Origin of the sequence: Pseudomonas sp. Leaf59, from assembly GCF_920984685.1 — a bacterium.
Classification (GTDB): domain Bacteria; phylum Pseudomonadota; class Gammaproteobacteria; order Pseudomonadales; family Pseudomonadaceae; genus Aquipseudomonas.
Genome location: NZ_CAKLBR010000014.1, coordinates 35518 through 54578 on the forward strand (window position 1 = coordinate 35518; position 19061 = coordinate 54578).

Below are 19061 nucleotides of genomic sequence, written 5' to 3' on the forward strand. Positions count from 1 at the left end.
TACCTCTCTTTCAGTTTTGCGCCCGGTCGGGCGTCTCGGATTTTTTAAGGGTGTTGTTCAACGCCATGTCTTGCTGGCGCATACCGGCTTGTTTGAGCTGCGCAACCCAGTCGGGGTCGGCGTCGCCGATTTCGTTGTTCACAGGCAGATAACGTTCAGGAAATTCCCAGATCAGCACTTGCGGCGGGTTGTTCTTGAAGTCATCGCTTTTCAGGTAGCTGAGCATCGGCAGGATCGGGCCGTGGCCGTCTTCGGAGTAGTTGATGACGTCGCTGTGCAGGGCCTGCTTGAGCGCGCCGACGAAGTTCCAGTTGGGGTTGGCGCTGTAGCTGGTGCCCACCAGTGCCACCGGGGTCTCGCTGTCGGCAAACAGGGCGTCGTCGCCTTTGTCTTCAGCCAGGTGCGTCACGCGCTTTTGCAGGGGCTCCTTGGGCGGCATCAGGTTTTCGAACAGCGGGTCCAGGGGCAGGAACAGGCGCAGGTCACCTTTGTGCGGCTCGGTTTTTTCCGCCTCGGTGACAAAGCGCTGCGGCTCGCCGCTCAACGGCGTTTTCTCGGAGATGGTTTTGGCCAACTGCCTGGCCGCGATTTCAGCGCCGTCCGGAGTCCAGTGGGTGTCGGTGCGCAGGAACACTTGCGTGCCAGCCAGCTTGGCCTGTTGCAGCGGCCCCAGCAGGTCCGGCGCGACGATCTTGTCGGCGGCGACACGGGCGTGGAAGTCCTGGTACAGGTTGGCGTGGATGCTCGCCGGTTTCACCTCATCCAGATGCTCCGGGTACAGGCGCACCTTGGCCGGCACAATCGCCATCACCAGCTGGATGCCACGGGCCTTGAGCTGCTGGCGTACGCCCTCGACCAGCGCGTAGTTGTCTTGCAGGTTCTGGTCCTGGTTGGCGATGGCGTTGAATTCCTCATCGCTGTACAGCCAGTGATCGCGACCCAGTACCACGCCGGTGCGGCCTTCGTTGAACAGCTTGTAGTCCAGCGCTGCCCACAGGTTGGTGCCCAGGCGTTTGATCGGGAACTCTTTGTCGTAATGGGTCTCGACGGCCTTGGTCCAGCGACCGTTGAGCACGGTCGCGTCGGCGTTGGTGCTAAAGCCCATGAAGCTGCGCAGCGACCAGGCGCCCAGGGCCAGCAGCAGCGCCAGGAACAGGCTTATATAGAGGACGCGTAATGAACGGGTCATGGTCGGCTCCCTCAGAATTGGAAGTAAAGGAACGGCGAGAAACTCTGCGCCGACAGTTTCAGAATCGACGCCACGAACAGCAGCAGCACCGCCGCGCGCATGGCGTAGCGTGGCCAGTCAGCGGTCCAGTAGGCCGGTTGCACGGCCGCATCGCGACCCACGCTGAAACCGGGCTGATGGATGCTGCCGGGGTTGTCGCCCGGTACCGCCTTGATCAGGCTCGGGTCGGCCGGTTTGGCTTTATCCGCAGGGCGGTTGGTGTAGAAGTCGCGCAGGCCGAAGAACGCCAGGGTGGCGTAGGCCACCACCAGGGTTGCCACTTGCAGGCCGGTGAGGCTGGAACGGTTGAGTTCCGACAGCGACCACTCGCCAAAGCTGAACATGGCGCCGTACATACGCCCGGCCACGTGCAGGTTTTCGGCGCGGAAGATCACCCAGCCCATCACCACCAGCAGGAAGGTGAAGGCCCAGCGCACCACGTTGAAGCTGCGCGGCGCGGTGTTCAGGCCAATGGCTTTTTCAATCGCCAGCCACATGCCGTGCCAGGCGCCCCACACGATGTAGGTGATGTTCGCGCCGTGCCACAGGCCACCGAGCAGCATGGTCAGGAACAGGTTGCGGTAGGTGGTCAGTGTGCCTTTGCGGTTGCCGCCCAGGGTGATGTAGAGGTAGTCACGCAGCCAGGTGGAGAGGCTGATGTGCCAGCGCCGCCAGAACTCGGTGATCGACTGGCTGATGTACGGCTGCTTGAAGTTTTCCATGAAGCGAAAACCCATCATCAAGCCCAGGCCGATGGCCATGTCGCTGTAGCCGGAGAAGTCGAAGTACAGCTGCGCGGTGTAGGCCAGCGCGCCGAGCCAGGCATCGCCCGTGGTGGGGTTTTGCAGGGCGAAGCAATGGTCGGCCACCACCGCGAGGGTGTCGGCAATGAATACCTTCTTGATGAAACCCTGCATGAACCGCGTGCAGCCCTCGGAGAATTTATCGAGGGTGTGCGTGCGGTTGTTGAACTGGTCGGCCAGGTCGCGAAAACGCAGCACGGGGCCGGCGATCAAGTGCGGGAAGATCGCCACGAACGCGGCAAAGTCGATGAGGTTGCGCGTGGCCGGGGTGTCGCCGCGATACACGTCGATGATGTAGCTGATGGACTCGAAGATGTAGAACGAGATGCCGATCGGCAACAGCACGTGGGTGAGGATGAACGGCTCCAGGCCCGCCGACTTCATCATCACGTTGATGCTGTCGACGCCGAAGTTGGCGTACTTGAAGTAGCCGAGAATGCACAGGTCGACGGCCACGCCCAGCAGCAGCCAGCGTTGGGCCGGCTTGGTGCGCACGCCCGCCACACCGACCTTCAGGCCGATCCAGTAATTCCACAGCGTGACGGCGGCGAACAGCGCCAGGAAGTCCACTCGCCACCAGGCGTAGAACACATAGCTGGCAATCAGCAGCAGCAGGTTGCGATAGCGTTGCCCGCTCAAGTAGTACAAGCCGAGAAAGATCGGCAAGAACAGAAACAGGAACACATTGGACGAGAAAACCATCCCGATCTCTCCATGTTTAACCAACAGTCAAGGGCCGCAGCCCCCCCAAACCCCCCCACGAAAAGACGGGGAGGGCGGTACAACATTCCTACTGACGAAACCGGCTCAAACTGTGGGAGGGGGCTTGCCCCCTCCCATATTTCTAACCGAGTTTGCTCAGGAACCTTTGTTGCCTTTTTCATGCGCCGGGTCGTAGACCTTGGTCAGGTCACCGCCCAGGCGGAAGGTCTTGAACGGTTGCATGCCGTGCTTGCGCTCGATCACGTCCGGGGCGCAGGTGTAGAGGGTGCAGAAGGGTTCGAGCCAGGCGAATTTCATGTCCTGTTTCAGGTCCTTCATGTCCTGCTCTTTGCCGTTCTTCTGCTCGAAGATCTCCGGGTCCTTGACCCCGGCCAGCACTTTGTCGCCCAGGCGCTTGAGCGCGCTGTTGTTTTCCTGGCGCAGGTCCACACCGTTCACCAGCGCGAAACTGGCGATCATCGACAGCGGCGGCAGGGCGTAGTTGTGGTACGACAGGGCGCGTTGCTGGCGCTTCAATTCATTGGGCAAAAAGCCCTGGTCGTCGACCTGGTTCACGCCGACCTTGTATTCCTTCACGGCCCAGTCAAACAGGTCGCGACGGTTGGTGGCGACGGACGTGGCCATCACCGACCAGGCGGCCCAGTAGGAATGGTTGTTGGTTTTTTCCAGCGGCAGGTTGTCCCAGTCGCTCACCACCTGGTCGGCGAGTTTGTTGAACCAGGCTTCGATCAACTGCGATTCCTGCTGGTGATTGGCCAGCGGGTGCGAGTCGGAGAACTTCAGGCGCACATAGGCCGAGGCCATGCTGCCCAGTGCCCATTTGCGCATGGACTTGCCGGTGTGGTTGAAGTCCTTGGACATCAAGGCGTCGGCCTTGGCCCACGACACCAACCAGTTCAGTGTGCATTCAAGCTGCTGCGGACGGCCGTCGCGCATGAACTGCATCACCCGCTTGCTGGTGTCTTTTTCCAGCTTGGTGATGTCGGCGGTGCTGTCGCGAAAGGCTTTTTCCGACTGCAGGTTCAGCGTGGAACGTGCCTTGTCGGAGCCTTCGTATTTGCTGCGAAACTGCAATGGCCCGGTGTAGGGCGTGGGCATGGTGTCGCAGTTTTCCTTGAAGTCGCCGGTCTTGAACGCTTCGATCGGGGCGAAATAGCCCTGGGGCGGACGCAGCGGCGCGGCGGCGTTGGCGGCGCCGGCAAAGATCGCCAGGCCGAGCAACGATGGAATCAATAACTTTTGCATAGGTAACCTCACTTTCCGAGTTGGGCGGTCTGTTGACCGCCGCCTGGAAATACGTTGCGTGTGCAAATTTTCGCTTCGACTTTCTGCGCGGCAGCACCCGCTTCGGGGCCCTGCACTTCCACGGCCAGCAGGTTCTGCGAGGCCCAGTCTTCATCGGTGCGCAGTTCAAAGGCGAAACGCCCGTCTGTATCGGATGTTTCGGGTTTCTCGATCTTGATGTCCTCGTGGCGCCCGTTCATGTACCAGAGGGTGGCTTGCAAGGTTTTCACCGATGGATCGGCGAAGCGGATATCGACCTGGTGGTTCACGTTACGCAGGTCTTTGTTCGAACTGTTGACCATCAGTTCGTTCTTGCCGGGTTTGAGCGTGGTGCTGGCACTCATCTGCGCAGGCTTGCCTTCGCAGCCGTTGTCGAGCAGCGCCATCATCTGGCGGTAGATGGTTTCCTGGTCCAGGCGATACAGCGGCGAGAATTCCCAGATAAGGATTTTCGGCGGGGTTTTCTGGAATTCTTCGCTGCCCAGGTACTGGATCATCGAGCCTTCCAGGCCACCGCCGGGGAAGGCGACATTGAGGATGTCGGCGCCGATTTCCTGTTGGAGGAAGCCGGCGAAGTTGTAGTTCTTGCCGCTGTGGCTGGTGCCCACCAGGGTGATCTGCGGGTTGCCCGAATCGCTGAACAGGTCGCCGTCGCCCGCTTCGCCCTTGGGCTCGGTGGTGAACTGGTCCATGTACTGGATTGCGTAGCTGGTGCCGCACAGCTGGCCGGCCATGTTGTGCAGGGTGCCGGTCTTGCCCATGCGCCCGGAACGCTTGGTTTCGAATTCCTGGCGAGGAATATCGGCAAATTCCGGCAGTGAGCGCACCTTGGCGCCGACGATCTTCGCGGTGCGCTGGGCGCCGTACGGGGTCCAGTGCTGGTCGCCGCGGAAGTAGAAATCGTGGGCCGGCAATTCATCCGGCAGTTGCTCGTTGGTCAAGGGCGACAGGTCCGGCACCACGTAGCCCATTTTGGCGAAGCGGCCGAGCATGGTTTTGTAGTTGCCCAGTGCCTTGTCGAAATCGAAAGAGGCTTTTTCCGCCGGGTTGAGCTTGTTGCGGTTCACCAGGCCACGGGTCGGCTGGTACACCAGCACCAGTTCCACGCCCTTGGCCTTGAACGCATCGTGCAGCTGTTGCAGACGCTTGTAGCCGGCGGGGCTGGTGTCGAATTCGGTGCGCAGGTCTTCCTGGGTACGGAACAGCCAGTCGCCCTGGGCTTGCACCAGGGTGGTGAAGTTCTGCTGGTAGCGCGTGGTGTAGTTCTTCGCGTCATGGGCGGCCGGGCACAGGCTGCAGCACGGTTCGGCGGTGAAGGTCGGCGCCTTCACTTCGTCGGCGCGCACGCCCTGGCTGGCCGCCAGCAGGCCGAGGGTCAGACCCGAAAGGCTCAGCAGTTTGATCATGTGTGGGTGCATAAGGGTCATCCTCAGTCCAGCATTTCGGTCTGGCGTTCGACAGGGTCGATCAGCACGGCTTTCTGCTGGCGCACCAGCAGGTCGAGAATTTCTTCCTGGCGTTCACCGAGAATCCCGGAGAAGCTGATGCCACTGGTTTTGGTCGGTGCCAGCATCGACACGCGGTACAGCTCGATGCTCAACGGCGAGTCGATCGACAGCGGCCCGCTGCCGTTACCGGCCAGTTCACCGCCGACCACGATCAGCGAGACCTTGGCGTCGAACGGGTCGAGGGCGATGTCGCGGTCGGTGTCGGTCAGGTCCTTGATGTGGCCGTACACGCCGGTCAGCCCGTTGGCCATCGAAGTGTTTTCGTACAGCTTGATGTTCACGCTGTTACGCACGCGGATGCCGTGACGACGGTTGCTGATCACCTTGTTGCCCCACAGCAGGTTGTCGCCGCTCTCATAGAGGGTGATGCCGTCGGTGTGGTTGCGGTAGATCTCGTTATCGGCGATCAGGTTGTTGACGCTGTTACGGTCGATCACCAGGCCCGAGAGCTTGTTGTCGTAGCTGCGGTTGTTGAAGATGAAGCTGTCGTTCACTTCGCGGGAAATGATGATGCCGTGCTTCTTCTTCGTGCCGTACACGGTGTTGTCCGCGATGATCAGGCCGTGGGATCGGTCGTGGGGGTCAATGCCGTAGACGATGTTGTCCTTGTAGGTATTGCCCTTGATCACAAAGCCCGTGGTCTCGTAGCAGTAGAAGCCGTACCACATGTCCGAGAACTCTGAATCGATGATCCAGCCGGTCGGCTCAGGGCGCTTGAGCACCTTGGCCATGTTTGGCGTGTACTGGGAAATACTCACCCCGTACGACTTGCTGTTGGCGTAGCCGAAGCTGGCCATCTTGCTGTTGGCGATATAGGTCTGGGTACCGCCCCAGGCCAGCAGGAACGGGCGGAATTCGTTGGGCGACTTGAACAGCGCCGGGCCGTTGGCTTTTTCATCCCAACCGGTAATTTTGGTGTCGCGCACAAACAGCTGGCCGTCGTTGATCAGGAACGAACCGGCTTGCTGGGACAGGCGCAGCTCCTGGGTTTTCCCGTCGATTTCGAGGATGCCCTTGCGGCCCACCACGATTGGCAGCTTGGCCAGGAACACTCCCGGCGACGTTTCGCTCAAGTACTGTTTGGGCACTTTGGCCAACAGGTCCTTGAGGTTCATGTAGCCGTCGTCGACAAAGATCGCCTGGGGAATGCCGTGCTGGCGCACCACCCATTCGGCCATCTTGTTATCACCGCCGATAAAGTCCTTGAGCGCGTCTTCCTGCATCATGCGACGGATGCTGACCTTGCCCGGCTTGCTGCGCACGATCTTCTTTTCCATCGCCGCCGCGGTGTAGCCCGAGAGGTCGGGCAGCGCCGGCTTGGCCATTTCCAGCGGCGCGGTGGGCGGGCTGGAAATGGTGTAGGTCTTGGCCTGTTGCAGTTCCTTGGCGATGGTCGGCGCCTTGGCCGCCGTGTCGGCAAAGGCCGTGGCGCTGGCCATCAGCATTGCCGCGACGAGTAGGCTTTGAGCATTCATTGCACAGGCTCCCATCAGAACTTCCAGATCACGTCGACAAAGGCGCGATGCATGTACGAGTCGACCTGGCTGCCATAGGCGTCGCCCGGCTTGAACACGCCGGCGCGAAAGCGCACCAGCGCCGACGGCTCGTCAATCGACTGGCTGAGCGCGGCCGGCAGCAGGCCTTTCTTGAAGTATTTGGTGACGACCAGGTCCATCTCCTGGCCCAGGTCTTTCTTGCCGTCTTCCAGAGGCAGCGAGGTGCTGGAGAGGATCGCGCCGGTCACGTCATCGGTGTTGTTCTGCACCGCGTCGATGCCGTTGCTGCCCACCGGCTTGTTGCCGTCCACGCGCCAGAACTTGTGGTACACCAGGCTGGCGTCGTAGTCCTCACGCAGTTGCCAGGAACCGAACAGGCTCATGGACTGCATGTTGTTCATCTCGCCGCGAAACGCTTCGCCGAAGCGGTGCACGCGGGACTGGGTGCCGGTCCAGTTCGAACGGTTGCTTTGCAGGCCGTTCTGCTCGTACTCGGCGCTGGCACGGGAGTACGCCGCGCCCACTTGCCACTGCGGGTCCAGGCGCAGACGCACGCCCAGGTCGGTGGCCCAGCCGCTGATGTTGTCGCTGCGCTTGGCGGTGGCAGGGCGGCTGCCGTCGGCGTTCAGCGCGTTGACCGTGTCGCGGTCGCCTTTCATGCCGGTGACGCTGGCCCAGTAGTTGACGGTGTTGGTGTTGCGCCAGTTATAGGCGTCGCTGTTGGCTTCGATGCCGAGCCAGGTCAGGTCGCCGTTTTCGCGCTTGTCCAGCGAGTCGGTGGCCACGCCCGGTTCCGGGAAGTCGAGCTTGCCGTTGTCATGGGTGTGGTGCCCGCGCAGGCCGATCCACTGGCCCGGCGTCCACTGGTAGGCGGCGTCGGCGTAGAGGTGCTGGCGGTCCTTGTCGACCGGGGACAGTTCCTTGAGGTCGGTGCGGTATTCGCTGAAGCGTTCGGCGGCGCCCACATTGGCCTTGAGCAGGGTGGTGTCGAAGGTCCAGTTCAGCGCTTCGATGTTGGTGTCGCGCCATTGGCCGTCGTCATTGCGCAGGCGCTGGCGACCGAACTTGAGAAGCTCGCCGGGGTAGGGCGTGAAGCCGCCGTACGCCACCCAGAATTCGCGCATTGCCAGGTAATTCTTTTTGGTCTTGCGGTCGCTGTTGCTGGTTTGCTGGTTCTCGTCATCGGCCGACTGTTGCAGGGTGTCGGTTTCGATGATGTCGCTGGAGGCCACGGCCTGGCCCATGGCGTAAGCGCTCCAGTTGCCGCTTTCACCGAAGATCCACGGGCGCAGGTCGATACCGATACCGTTGACGTCGCCGCCTTTCTGGGTGCCCAGGTCGCGGTCGTCCTCGGACTGGCCGGTGACTTTGACTTCCAGGCCGAAGTTCTTCGCTTCGGTGAGCGCGGCCAGGGTCGGGCACGACCACAGCAGGGCGAAGGTCAGGCCGATTCCGGCCTTGACGAATGGGTTGAGCTTCATAGGGATTCCTCGCCGTCGTCTTCTTCATCCAGGGCGTGCAATTGCAGCGTGCTCTGGGCCAGGGTGCCGCGGGCGGCCAATTCCTGCTGCACCAGGCGTTGGCCTTCGGTGCGTTGCTCAGGCGTCAGCGGTGCTTCGAGCTGGGTGGCCAACTCATTGGCTTCCGGGGTGTCCTGGGCCTTGGCCAGCTGGCTGAAGACATAGGCGTTCAATGGGTCGGGCTTGGTGCCTTTGCCTTGGGAAAACAGTTGGGCGATGGCGAAGTCGGCGCTGTTCTGGCCGTTGCGCGCAGCGGTCAGCAGGTGGTCCAGGGCCTTCTGCGGGTAAACCTTGCCCAGGTAGCCACGGCGGTAGATCTGGCCGAGGTAGTAGTCGGCAGCGACTTCCCTGCCCACGGCTTTTTCGAAATGCGCTTCGGCGGCCTTGGCGTCTGCCGGCACCCACTTGCCTTCGTAGTAGAGCTTGCCCAGCAGCAGTTCGGCGCGCGGCTGGTCGGCCGCGCGGCCGTTGTCCAGGTACTGCATCATCTGGTCGACATCGCCCAGTTCCGGGAAGTCGTAGAGCAGTTGCGCCAGGCTGACCCAGGAGGCCGGGTAGCCGGGGGCGATTTTTTCCAGCAAGGCCTGGGCGGTTTTTTCATCCGGGGTGCCGAGGGTGGCATCGCCAAGCACGCGGGCAACGCTGTCGACGCGCTGCGCAGTGACGGTGCCACGGCTGTAGCCGGCTTCCAGTTGCTTGAGCAGTTCGGCCTGTTTTTCCGGCGCGGCCTGTTTCTGGTACACGGTGGCCAGCTCGACATAGCAGATATCGGTGGTGTTGAGCGCGGCCTTGCAGATGCGCTCGACGTCAGCCAGATGCTGGTCGTAGGTGTCCTGGGTGCGATACAGCAGCACCTGGGCCAGGCCGGCTTCCGGGTAACCGGCGGCTTGCCACTTGGTGATCTGTTGCTGCGCGTTCACGTTCGGGAAACTGTGCGGGTATTGCAGGTACAGCATCGCCAGCGGGATCAGCGTGTTGCCTTCGCCATTGGCAAAGGCTTTTTTCAGCAGGCCTTCGGCTTCATGGTGCTCGGCTTCGGTGCTGCCCGGCTTGGCCACCAGCAGGCGGCCGAGGCGGGCCTGGGCGCGCGGCGAGGTGTCGGCCGCAGCGCGGTAAGTGGCTTCGGCCTGTTTGATTTGCGCAGGATCGCGGGTGCCCACCTGGATATCGGCCAGGCCCACCTGGGCCTCGCTGTAACCGAGGTCGGCCAGGTGCTGGTAATTCTGCTGCGCGGTGGCGGTGTCGCCGCGCTTGAGGGCTTCGTTGGCCAGGCGTTGGTCGGGCAGGCCGGCACAACCGGCCAGGCTCACCGCAACCGCCAGCAACGCCACCGAACCCATGTGGGAGGGGGCTTGCCCCCGATGCAGGCGACTCGGTGAATCAGGCAAACCGCGCTGATCCCATCGCGAGCAAGCCCGCTCCCACAGCGATTGTGTTGTGCTTGAAATAGGCTTCACAGGCATGTCCTCGCTTACAGACCGTGAGCCATGGCTTTGTCGATCAGCCAGTTCAGCGACGGGCCACGGTCGCTGGTGACTTCCACCGGGCGGCCGGCGTAGGCGCTGTCCAGCGGTGCATCGGGCTTGATCTGCACGCGGATGTCGGAGGACAGGTCAGCGCTGTTCAGGCTGGTGCTGCTGACGATGGTGCCGGTACGCACCTGTTCTTCATCGGCCACCTGGAAACTCACCGGCGTGCCTGGGCGCACGTCGCCGAACTGGCGATAGGTGAAGCGCGCTTCGACGTTGGCCTGGGCGCCGCGTGGCACCAGTTGGAAGATCACATCGCCTTTGCTGGCGTATTGGCCGTCGGCGACCATTTGCTGGGCAACCACGCAATCGCACGGCGAGGTCAGGGTGCCGGTCATTTGCTTGCCGAACAGCTCTTCAACCTTGGCCGGTTGCAGCTGGTCTTCGTCCAGATGGCCCTTGAGGACGTCGAGCATGCTGGTGCTGAAGGTGGCCAGCGGTGCGCCTTTGGCGGCAATCGCGTCACCTTTGAGCAGGCTCTGCACGGTGCCGTCGCGCGGCATGGTCACGTTCATGCCGGGCACGCTGACCAGGCCGGCCTGGGCGTGGCTGACAAAGTACATGCCGTACACCGATTTGAAGACAAACCCGAACGCGGCCAGGCCGACGATGAAGATACCGGCGCTGAACACCACGGCGCGCAGGCGACCGAACGCGGTCATGCCGCTGCCGCCGTCCTTGACCTTGCGTGCCTTGGTGAAGTTGTCACGCTGCAGCGTGGCGAGCACGTCGCCCATGGTCACGATGTCGCCGGACAGGTGCGAAGTGATCAGGTGGCGCAGGGTGGAAATATCCTGGGCGTCGAGGTTCTGGAACTGGCAACCGGTGCGGCCGGTCTGGCGGTCGTAGGAGCGGATCTGCAGCTCCACGTCCATCGCCAGACCGAGGTTATCGATCACAAATTGCAGGCGGCCCTTGTGCACTTCACCCACGGTCAACGGCTGGGTGGCGGTGAACGCCAGGCCGCCGGCGGACAGGTCGATCACCCGTGCTTCGGTCTGGGTGCGGTCGGTGTTGAAAAAGCGCAGCTTGGCCGGGATTTTGACCCGGGCATGTTGGCGCTGGGCTTCGGACTCGTGGACAACGTTGGCGTTTACTTGGCTATTCATCGGTGTAATTCCTAGGTTAATTCAGGCTTGGCAGGGTCAGACCATCATCAAGAGCACGGCGACGAAAATGCTGCCGGCGGAGAAGGTCATGGTCCGAGACGACCAGGTGTTGAACCAACGTTGAAAGCTGGCCAAATCGCGGGTCAGTTTGGTGTCCTGGCGGGTCCAGGACTGTTGATCAAGGCGGAAGAACACGTAGATCTTCACCAGCGCGCCCATGATCTGGTTGTAATAGAGAATGACCGGGTAAGCCGGGCCGATGGTGTGACCGGAGCACGACAGCAGCAGGGTCAGGATCAGGCGGGTGATGCCGATCCACAGCAGGTACGCGAGGATGAAGGCGCCGCCGTACTTGAAAGTGGCAATGATCGCCACGGTCAAGCCGAGCAGGGAGGTCCACATCGACACGCGCTGGTCGAACAGCACGATGCTGGTGAACACGCCCAACCGACGCACACCCAGGCCCAGGGCACGGGAGTTCTGGCGCAGGTTGTTGCCATACCAGCGGAACATCAGCTTGCGGCTGGCCTTGATAAAGCTCTTTTCCGGCGGGTGTTCCACGGTGTTGATCGCGGCGTCCGGCACGTAGAAGGTGTCGTAGCCCAGGCGCATCAGGCTGAACCAGCTGGACTTGTCATCACCGGTGAGGAACTTGAAGCGGCCCAGGCGCCAGTGTTGCAGCGAGTCGCTTTCCACGTCGGCGATAAAGCCCGGGTCGGTGACCACGCTGGCACGGAACACTGACATGCGTCCGGTCATGGTCAGCACGCGCTTGGACAGGGCCATGGAGCACATGTTGATGTGGCGCTGGGCGAAGCGCAGCTTGTGCCACTCGCTCATGATGTAGCCGCCGCGCACTTCGCAGAACTCGTTGGTGGTCAGGCCACCGACGTTGCCGAACAGCTGGAACCACGGCACGGTCTTGCGCACCACGCCTTCGGCCAGCACGGTGTCGCCATCGATCACGGCTACCACGGCGCGGTCATCCGGCAGGTGGCGGGAGATGGCGCGAAAACCAAAGGCCAGGCCGTCGCGCTTGCCGGTGCCGGCGATGCGCACGAAGTCGAGCTTCACGTGCTCGGGTGGGTTCATCTTCTCCCACAGGCTTTTCACCAGCAGCTCATCGGACATTTCCACCAGCGAGCAGACCACGGTGGTGGGGAAGCCGCATTCGATGGCTTCGCGGATCACCGAGCTGTAGACCTGCGCGGTGGTCAGCGCATCGATACGAAAACTGGTGACCATGAGGAACACATGGGACGGGTCGGCAGCCTTGCCCAGCTTGCGCACTTTGCGGCGCAGGTGCGGGTACACCACGTACAGGAACAGCATGCCGCGAAAGAAATGCGTCGCACCCATCGAATAGCGCCAGATACCCACGGCGCCAATCAGGAAAATAAAATTCTTCGACTCGGAGTCGAACGTGCTCGCCGGCAGCAGCAGGGCGAGTCCCATCAGCAGGCTGAGAAAGAACAGCCAGCCAGCCGATTGCAGGAGTACATGTTTTAACTTGGACATAAGCGTCATCCGAAGGTGAAGAAGGCTTCAAGCCGCAGGCGCCGAGTGCGCCTGCAGCTTGAAACTCGCCGTTGCTGTTACCAGCAAATGCCTTCGGTGCGGCCGCTGACGCTGGTGGCCTTGGACATGAAGCCCACCAGGTCGACCACTTGCTTGCCGTGCGGTGCGTTATGCGCCAGGGCGCGGAATTTCTCGTCACGGTTGCCGAGGATGATCACGTCGGAGTTGTTGATCACATCGTCGAAGTCGGCGTTGAGCAGGGACGACACGTGGGGGATCTTGCCCTCGATGTAGTCCTTGTTCGCGCCGTGGACACGGGCGTACTCGACGTTGCTGTCGTAGATGCTCAGGTCATAGCCCTTGCCGATCAGCATTTCGGCCAGTTCCACCAGCGGGCTTTCGCGCAGGTCATCGGTGCCGGCCTTGAAGCTCAGGCCCAGCAGGGCGATTTTGCGCTTGTCGTGGCTGGAGACGATGTCGAAAGCGTTCTGCACCTGGGACTCGTTGCTGCGCATCAGCGAGTTGAGCAGCGGCGCTTCCACATCCAGCGAACCTGCGCGGTAGGTCAGGGCGCGCACGTCCTTTGGCAGGCATGAGCCGCCGAACGCGAAGCCAGGGCGCATGTAGTACTGGGACAGGTTGAGGGTCTTGTCCTGGCAGACCACTTCCATCACTTCGCGACCGTCGACGCCGACAGCCTTGGCAATGTTGCCGATCTCGTTGGCGAAGGTCACTTTGGTGGCGTGCCACACGTTGCAGGTGTACTTGATCATCTCGGCAACGGCGATGTCCTTGCGGATGATCGGTGCGTCGAGTTCTTCGTACAGCGACTGCAGGACGTCGCCGGAGGCTTTGTCGAACTCGCCGATAACAGTCATCGGCGGCAGGTCGTAGTCGGCGATGGCAGTGGATTCACGCAGGAATTCCGGGTTGACCGCGACGCCGAAGTCGACGCCGGCCTTTTTGCCCGAGCAGTCTTCGAGAATCGGGATGACCACGTTGGCCACGGTGCCTGGCAGCACGGTGCTGCGCACTACCACGGTATGACGGGTGGCCTTGTCACGCAGCACAAAACCGATTTCGCGGCACACGGCTTCGATGTAGTCCAGTTCCAGGTCGCCGTTCTTCTTGCTTGGCGTACCGACGCAGATCATCGACAGGTCGGTGTCACGAATCGCTTCGGCGAAGTCGGTAGTGCCACGCAGCCGGCCGGTTTCGATACCCTGGCTCAACAGCTCGCCCAGACCGGGTTCAACGATAGGCGATTTGCCAGCGTTGATCAGGTCGATCTTGTCCTTGGAAATGTCTACGCCAACCACATCGTGGCCACGGGCAGACAGGCAACCGGCACAGACTGCGCCAACGTAACCCAAACCAAATATGCTGATGCGCATCGCAATTACCTCTGTATTTAAATCAGTGCCATTAGATGGCCGGAGTTCATGTTTGCAAGCGTAATTAATGCCGCGAAAGTTAGGCGAATAGACGCCGACTTGCCGCATACAGGCATGTTGAATAACGAGTGACTAACGATTGCACTCAAGTTGTGCGCAACGTGGCCTTATTATTGGGGCCTGCCCTCAAATGCAGCCAGCCTTCCTGGGAGAAGGACGTGGCGCCAGTGCCGCAAAGCCTTGATAGTGGCTATAAGCCTTTAATTATCAATAGCTTGGGTAGTCTCACTGACCCATCAGGGGAAGCTCGGCCTTGGCCTTATAGTGTGTGGCAATGCATCCTTATCGCCGCTCTTAACTAGTGGGTTGGTGTTGTGACCCCTGAGCGAAAGTTGATGTGACAACTTCGCTACTTCCGTTGGTCTGCCATGTAAGTCATCTCCTACAGAAACATAGAATTTCGTTACCGGTGGTATGAGCAGTGCTTTGAGGTGAAGTTCCTGGCCGCTCATCCTGTTTCTGGAAATTTCTTGAAATATTAGAAAAGATGGCACTGGTATTATATTGATAGCACTTGCTATTTAAGCCAGTAGTCATGGGGACATGGTGCGCAAAGATAGTTTTGTGCCACTAGTGTTTTGGAAAAGTGGTGCCACTACGAAAAAAATCGACGAATGTCGAGTGAAAGATTTTTCAGGATTTCATGTGAATTTTTTTTGACGCCAATAAAACACCATTTCGTGGCGTGAGAGGCAGGTAGAAAAGTGGGAGGCTGCGTGCTCCCACCTGTGGATGTCAGTGTCGATCAGGCGCTATTGCGGTGCGTGATCGCGCAGGAACACCAGCTTGTCCGGTTTGGATTGCTCTGCATTGAAGCGATAGCCCTGCACGTCAAACTCCTTGAGCCTGGCCGGATCGTTGATGCGTTCTTCGATAACAAAGCGGCTCATCATGCCCCGGGCTTTTTTCGCGTAGAAGCTGATGATCTTGTACTGGCCGTTCTTCAGGTCCTTGAACTCGGTGTTGATGATCCGCGCCTTCAGGGCCGGACGCTTGACCGCCGAGAAGTATTCGTTGGAAGCCAGGTTGAGCAGCACGTCATCGCCTTGTGCGGCTAGCGCTTCGTTGAGCCATTCGCTGATGCGCGTGCCCCAGAAGGCGTACAGATCCTTGCCACGGGCGTTGGCGAGTTTGGTGCCCATTTCCAGGCGGTACGGCATCATCAGGTCGAGCGGGCGCAGCAGGCCGTAGAGGCCCGAGAGCATGCGCAGGTGGTCCTGGGCGTAGCTGAAATCGTCGTCGCTGAGGGTGTCGGCGTTGAGGCCGGTGTAGACGTCGCCCTTGAACGCGAGCAGCGCCTGCTTGGCGTTTTCGGGGGTGAAGGAGGGCGTCCAGCTGCCGAAGCGCGCGGCGTTGAGGCCGCCGATCTTGTCGGAGACGTGCATCAATTCGCTGATTTGCGCTGGGGTCAGTTGGCGCAGTTGTTCGATCAGTTCCTGGGAGTGGTCGAGGTATTGCGGTTGGGTGAAGCGCTGGGTAGCCGGGGGGGATTCGAAGTCTAGGGTTTTGGCGGGGGAAATGACCGTCAGCATGGGTTGGCTCCTTTAGTCGTTGGGGGATTGTAGGGGGTTGCGGGGATTGGGGGTATATCCGTTGCTGCGGTAATGGCTGATGGGGGCTCCGCCCTTGCGGCGCGCCCAATAGCCGACCGGAATGGTTTGCCGAGCGCTGTGCAAAATGTGGGAGGGGGCTTGCTCCCGATAGCAGTGGGTCAGCTACCAATAAGCTGACTGACCCACCCTCATCGGGAGCAAGCCCCCTCCCACATTTGGATCTCCATTTGTCTGATGGAGATCACACTGCTTTTGATCTGCTTGGCTCTGGCTTTTGATCTTGATCTCAAGTTCCCCGCCAACCACGCTGGCCTGCGCTTGGGCATGCCGAGCCTAAGCGAGGCACCGAGTGGTGGGCACTTACCCCAATCCCTCGAGTCGATCAGCTATAGTGCCCAACAATTCCGGAAGGGAGTCCCCCTGTGCGATTAGCACTCTTATTGTCTGCATATCTGCTATGCCTGAACGCCCAAGCCGCCCCCGCTGACGTCGCCAGCCTGGACCGCGGCACCTGGCCCGAAAAGCTCGGCAGCCCGGCGCTGTTCGACGTAGCTTCACGCGCCGAAATCCTGATGTTTTCCCGCAGCCTGTTGGCCAGCGAGTCCCTCGATGAGCCCGCGCTCAAACAGCGCCTGGGCTTGAAAATCATCAACCTGGCCGCCATCGACGATCTGCGCCGCCAACTGTGGAAACGCCTGCTGGCCAACTACACCTTCGCCCAGCAGAGCTGCGAGGAAGATGCCTCGTTCTGCTACCTGGTGGAGAGCATGGACGACCTGCGCGAGCAGGCCGGCAAGCTGGAGCTCAGTGAAGACTCCTTCTATATAGGCTGGGCCGCACCGAGCCATGCCTTCCATGAGCGCTACCTGGACGAATTACTGCGCAAGGCGGCCCTGTTCCCGCAGATCAGCAGCGAAGTTGCGCGCTTCGGCGACCATGAACGCAACGGCGACGAATTCAATGACCGCCTGTTCCTGCTCACCTTCGACGGCGGCCCGGCAGCGGTCGGCGGCAATACCGACTGGCTCACCGATTACCTGCGCAAACAGAAAATGAACGCGACCTTCTTCGTGCTCGGCAGCAGCCTGCAAACCCGTGTGGAGCGCAGTTCGGCCAGTGACGTGCAGGCGTTGTATCAGGGGCAGTGCGTGGGGACTCAGGGTTGGCAGTACCGTTCCCACAGCCACTGGGTCGACTGGCAAAGCTCCATCACCCGCAGCGCCACGCTGGCGCAGAACCTGATGCCGGAAAACTATGTGCCGCAGTTCCGGCCGCCGTATGGGCAGCGCCGTGCCGACAGCCAGGGCTTTTTCCAGTCCCAGGGCTTGCAGGTGGCGTTGTGGGATATCGACTCCCAGGACGAGCCGGGCAAACTCAAGGCCGATGAGTCGGCGCAGCGGGTGCTCACTCTCATGCTGTTATGGCGCAAAGGCGTGATCGTATTCCACGACACCCAGGACCGGGCGCGGTTGGCAGTGCCGATGTTGTTGCATGAAACGGCGCAGAGCGGGCTGGGATGGCAGGACTGTCGGGAGGCGTTTCGCTGAAAAGCGCAAGTGCCCGGCCCTGTTGGGTATGAGGCGTTTTTGCGGTGAATTTTCGAAGTATTTCAAGGCAGGCGGACTTCCGACTTTAGCGGGGTAGATGGCACTCGGCTAGTGCTATTCGTCATCCTGAAAAATAAACTTCAAAAAAGCGTCAAAGTGCTTTTTTCTGTCATGGGTTTTGCGGTATTACGAAGTCAGACCGCCGAACCCTGCAACACAGGTGGCGTCTTCCAAGACTCCTCCTGTGGGCAATGCACTTGACGTCACTCAGGTGTGCGCGGTGGTCGAATCGAGGCGCAGCACCGCTCAGGTATTGCGTCGAATGGCTCCCACAAAGGTGACCGAGTATGGATGATCATGGACGTAACCCTTCTTCCGACCAGCCAATCCTTTATGTGCTTGATACCAACGTATTGATCCACGATCCGAACGCACTGCTCAACTTCGAAGAACACCACGTCGCCATCCCCATGATCGTGCTTGAGGAACTCGACAAACTCAAAAGCGGGCACCACAGCGTGGCCGCCGAATGCCGCCAGGCCATTCGCTTGATCGACAAGACACTGGGCGAGGCTTCGCCCGAAGACGTTGAAGTAGGCGTGCCGATCCAGCGTGGCAAAAGCGGACCCAAGGGCCTGCTGTCGATCCTGATGAGCAAGCGCGGCGAGCCCAACAGCCTGCTGCCGGAAAACCTCAACGACAACAAGATCATCAACCAATTGATCGACCTGCACGCGCGCGACAAGGACCTGCGCCTGGTGCTGGTGACCAAAGACATCAACATGCGCCTCAAGGCCCGCGCCTGCGGGATCGCGGCCGAGGATTACAGCACCGACCAACTGGTCGACGACGTGTCGATGCTCTCGCGCGGGTATCACACGGTGCCGGGCTCGTTCTGGGACCTGGTGGCCAAGGTCGAGACCCGTCAGGACCATGGCCGTACCTGGCACCAGGTGCAGTTGATCGACAATCTGCCATCCGTGCACATCAACGAGTTCATCATCGACGAACAGGGTTTTGTAGGCTGGATCAAAGAGATCCAGGTCGACAAGCTGCTGATCCTCGACCTGCATCAGGAGCCCCTGTTGCACCAGGAAGCCTGGGGCCTGAAACCGCGTGACATCTACCAGAGCCTGGCGCTGTATGCGTTGCTCGACCCGGACATTCACCTGGTCAACCTGACCGGCGCCGCAGGCTCGGGGAAAACCATCCTCGCCCTGGCGGCCGCCATCGAGCAGACCATGGTCACCAAGCGCTATCGCCGCATTATCGCGACCCGCAGTGTGCAGGGCCTGGACCAGGAGATCGGCTTTTTGCCCGGCACCGAGGCGGAGAAAATGGAGCCGTGGCTGGGGGCGATCACCGACAACCTCGAAGCCTTGCACATGGATGATGAAAACACCCATGGCAGTGTCGACTATATCCTCAGCAAAGTGCCGTTGCAGTTCAAATCCCTCAATTACATTCGAGGTCGCAGCTTCCAGCAGAGCCTGATCCTGATCGATGAATGCCAGAACCTCACGCCGCACCAGATGAAAACCATCATCACCCGTGCCGGCGCCGGTTCCAAAGTGGTGTGCCTGGGCAACCTGGCGCAGATCGACACCCCTTACCTGTCCGCGACCAGCTCCGGGCTGACTTACCTGACGGAACGCTTCAAGGACTTCCCGAACGGCGTGCACATTGCGCTGCAAGGGGTACCCCGCTCGATTCTGGCTGAATACGCAGAGTCGCATCTCTGAGTAGCAAGCTTTAAGCTACAAGCCGCAAGCGGGTCCAGTGAGCTTTT

The 19061-nt window shown here is 60.7% G+C and carries 13 protein-coding genes; 2 read left to right on the top strand and 11 right to left on the bottom strand.

Going from position 1 to position 19061, the window contains the following annotated elements; genetic code table 11:
* Positions 1-10: 10 nt before the first annotated feature.
* The 11 genes from LUB09_RS15720 to yaaA form a co-directional block, all read right to left on the bottom strand.
* Positions 11-1189: an alginate O-acetyltransferase gene (locus tag LUB09_RS15720; protein WP_209988835.1), complete on the bottom strand. Its 1179-nt coding sequence runs from the start codon at positions 1187-1189 to the stop codon at positions 11-13.
* An 11-nt stretch (positions 1190-1200) separates the two neighbouring features.
* Entirely contained in the window at positions 1201-2733 is a 1533-nt protein-coding gene (locus LUB09_RS15725; protein ID WP_231423004.1) for an MBOAT family O-acyltransferase, read from the bottom strand.
* A gap of 156 nt (positions 2734-2889) precedes the next feature.
* Entirely contained in the window at positions 2890-3999 is a 1110-nt protein-coding gene (locus LUB09_RS15730) for a mannuronate-specific alginate lyase (RefSeq protein WP_209988839.1), read from the bottom strand.
* An 8-nt stretch (positions 4000-4007) separates the two neighbouring features.
* Positions 4008-5456 (bottom strand): alginate O-acetyltransferase, encoded by a 1449-nt coding sequence (locus tag LUB09_RS15735; protein ID WP_231423005.1) that lies wholly within the window; start codon positions 5454-5456, stop codon positions 4008-4010.
* Positions 5457-5467: 11 nt separating this feature from the next.
* On the bottom strand, positions 5468-7036 hold the full coding sequence (algG, locus tag LUB09_RS15740) for a mannuronan 5-epimerase AlgG (RefSeq protein ID WP_231423006.1): 1569 nt from the start codon (positions 7034-7036) through the stop codon (positions 5468-5470).
* Complete coding sequence (locus LUB09_RS15745) at positions 7036-8523, bottom strand: alginate export family protein (RefSeq protein ID WP_231423007.1); 1488 nt, start codon at positions 8521-8523, stop codon at positions 7036-7038. Before LUB09_RS15745 ends, algG begins: the two co-directional genes overlap by 1 nt.
* Entirely contained in the window at positions 8520-9902 is a 1383-nt protein-coding gene (gene algK / locus LUB09_RS15750; protein WP_231423043.1) for an alginate biosynthesis TPR repeat lipoprotein AlgK, read from the bottom strand. Before algK ends, LUB09_RS15745 begins: the two co-directional genes overlap by 4 nt.
* A gap of 131 nt (positions 9903-10033) precedes the next feature.
* Positions 10034-11200 carry an alginate biosynthesis protein Alg44 gene (locus LUB09_RS15755; RefSeq protein WP_209988867.1) on the bottom strand — a complete coding sequence of 389 codons (1167 nt, stop codon included), beginning with the start codon at positions 11198-11200 and terminating at the stop codon, positions 10034-10036.
* 36 nt (positions 11201-11236) lie between these two features.
* Positions 11237-12718, bottom strand: coding sequence for a mannuronan synthase (alg8, locus tag LUB09_RS15760; RefSeq protein ID WP_209988870.1), 1482 nt, complete (start codon positions 12716-12718; stop codon positions 11237-11239).
* 77 nt (positions 12719-12795) lie between these two features.
* Positions 12796-14112 carry a nucleotide sugar dehydrogenase gene (locus LUB09_RS15765; RefSeq protein ID WP_209988873.1) on the bottom strand — a complete coding sequence of 439 codons (1317 nt, stop codon included), beginning with the start codon at positions 14110-14112 and terminating at the stop codon, positions 12796-12798.
* An 812-nt stretch (positions 14113-14924) separates the two neighbouring features.
* Positions 14925-15704 (bottom strand): peroxide stress protein YaaA, encoded by a 780-nt coding sequence (yaaA, locus tag LUB09_RS15770; RefSeq protein ID WP_209988876.1) that lies wholly within the window; start codon positions 15702-15704, stop codon positions 14925-14927.
* 443 nt (positions 15705-16147) lie between these two features.
* On the opposite strand from yaaA, the gene LUB09_RS15775 reads away from it, so the two are divergent.
* Together LUB09_RS15775 and LUB09_RS15780 are read left to right on the top strand one after the other, a co-directional pair.
* On the top strand, positions 16148-17272 hold the full coding sequence (locus LUB09_RS15775; RefSeq protein ID WP_231423008.1) for a polysaccharide deacetylase family protein: 1125 nt from the start codon (positions 16148-16150) through the stop codon (positions 17270-17272).
* A 347-nt stretch (positions 17273-17619) separates the two neighbouring features.
* Entirely contained in the window at positions 17620-19014 is a 1395-nt protein-coding gene (locus LUB09_RS15780; protein WP_209988883.1) for a PhoH family protein, read from the top strand.
* Positions 19015-19061: the final 47 nt, after the last annotated feature.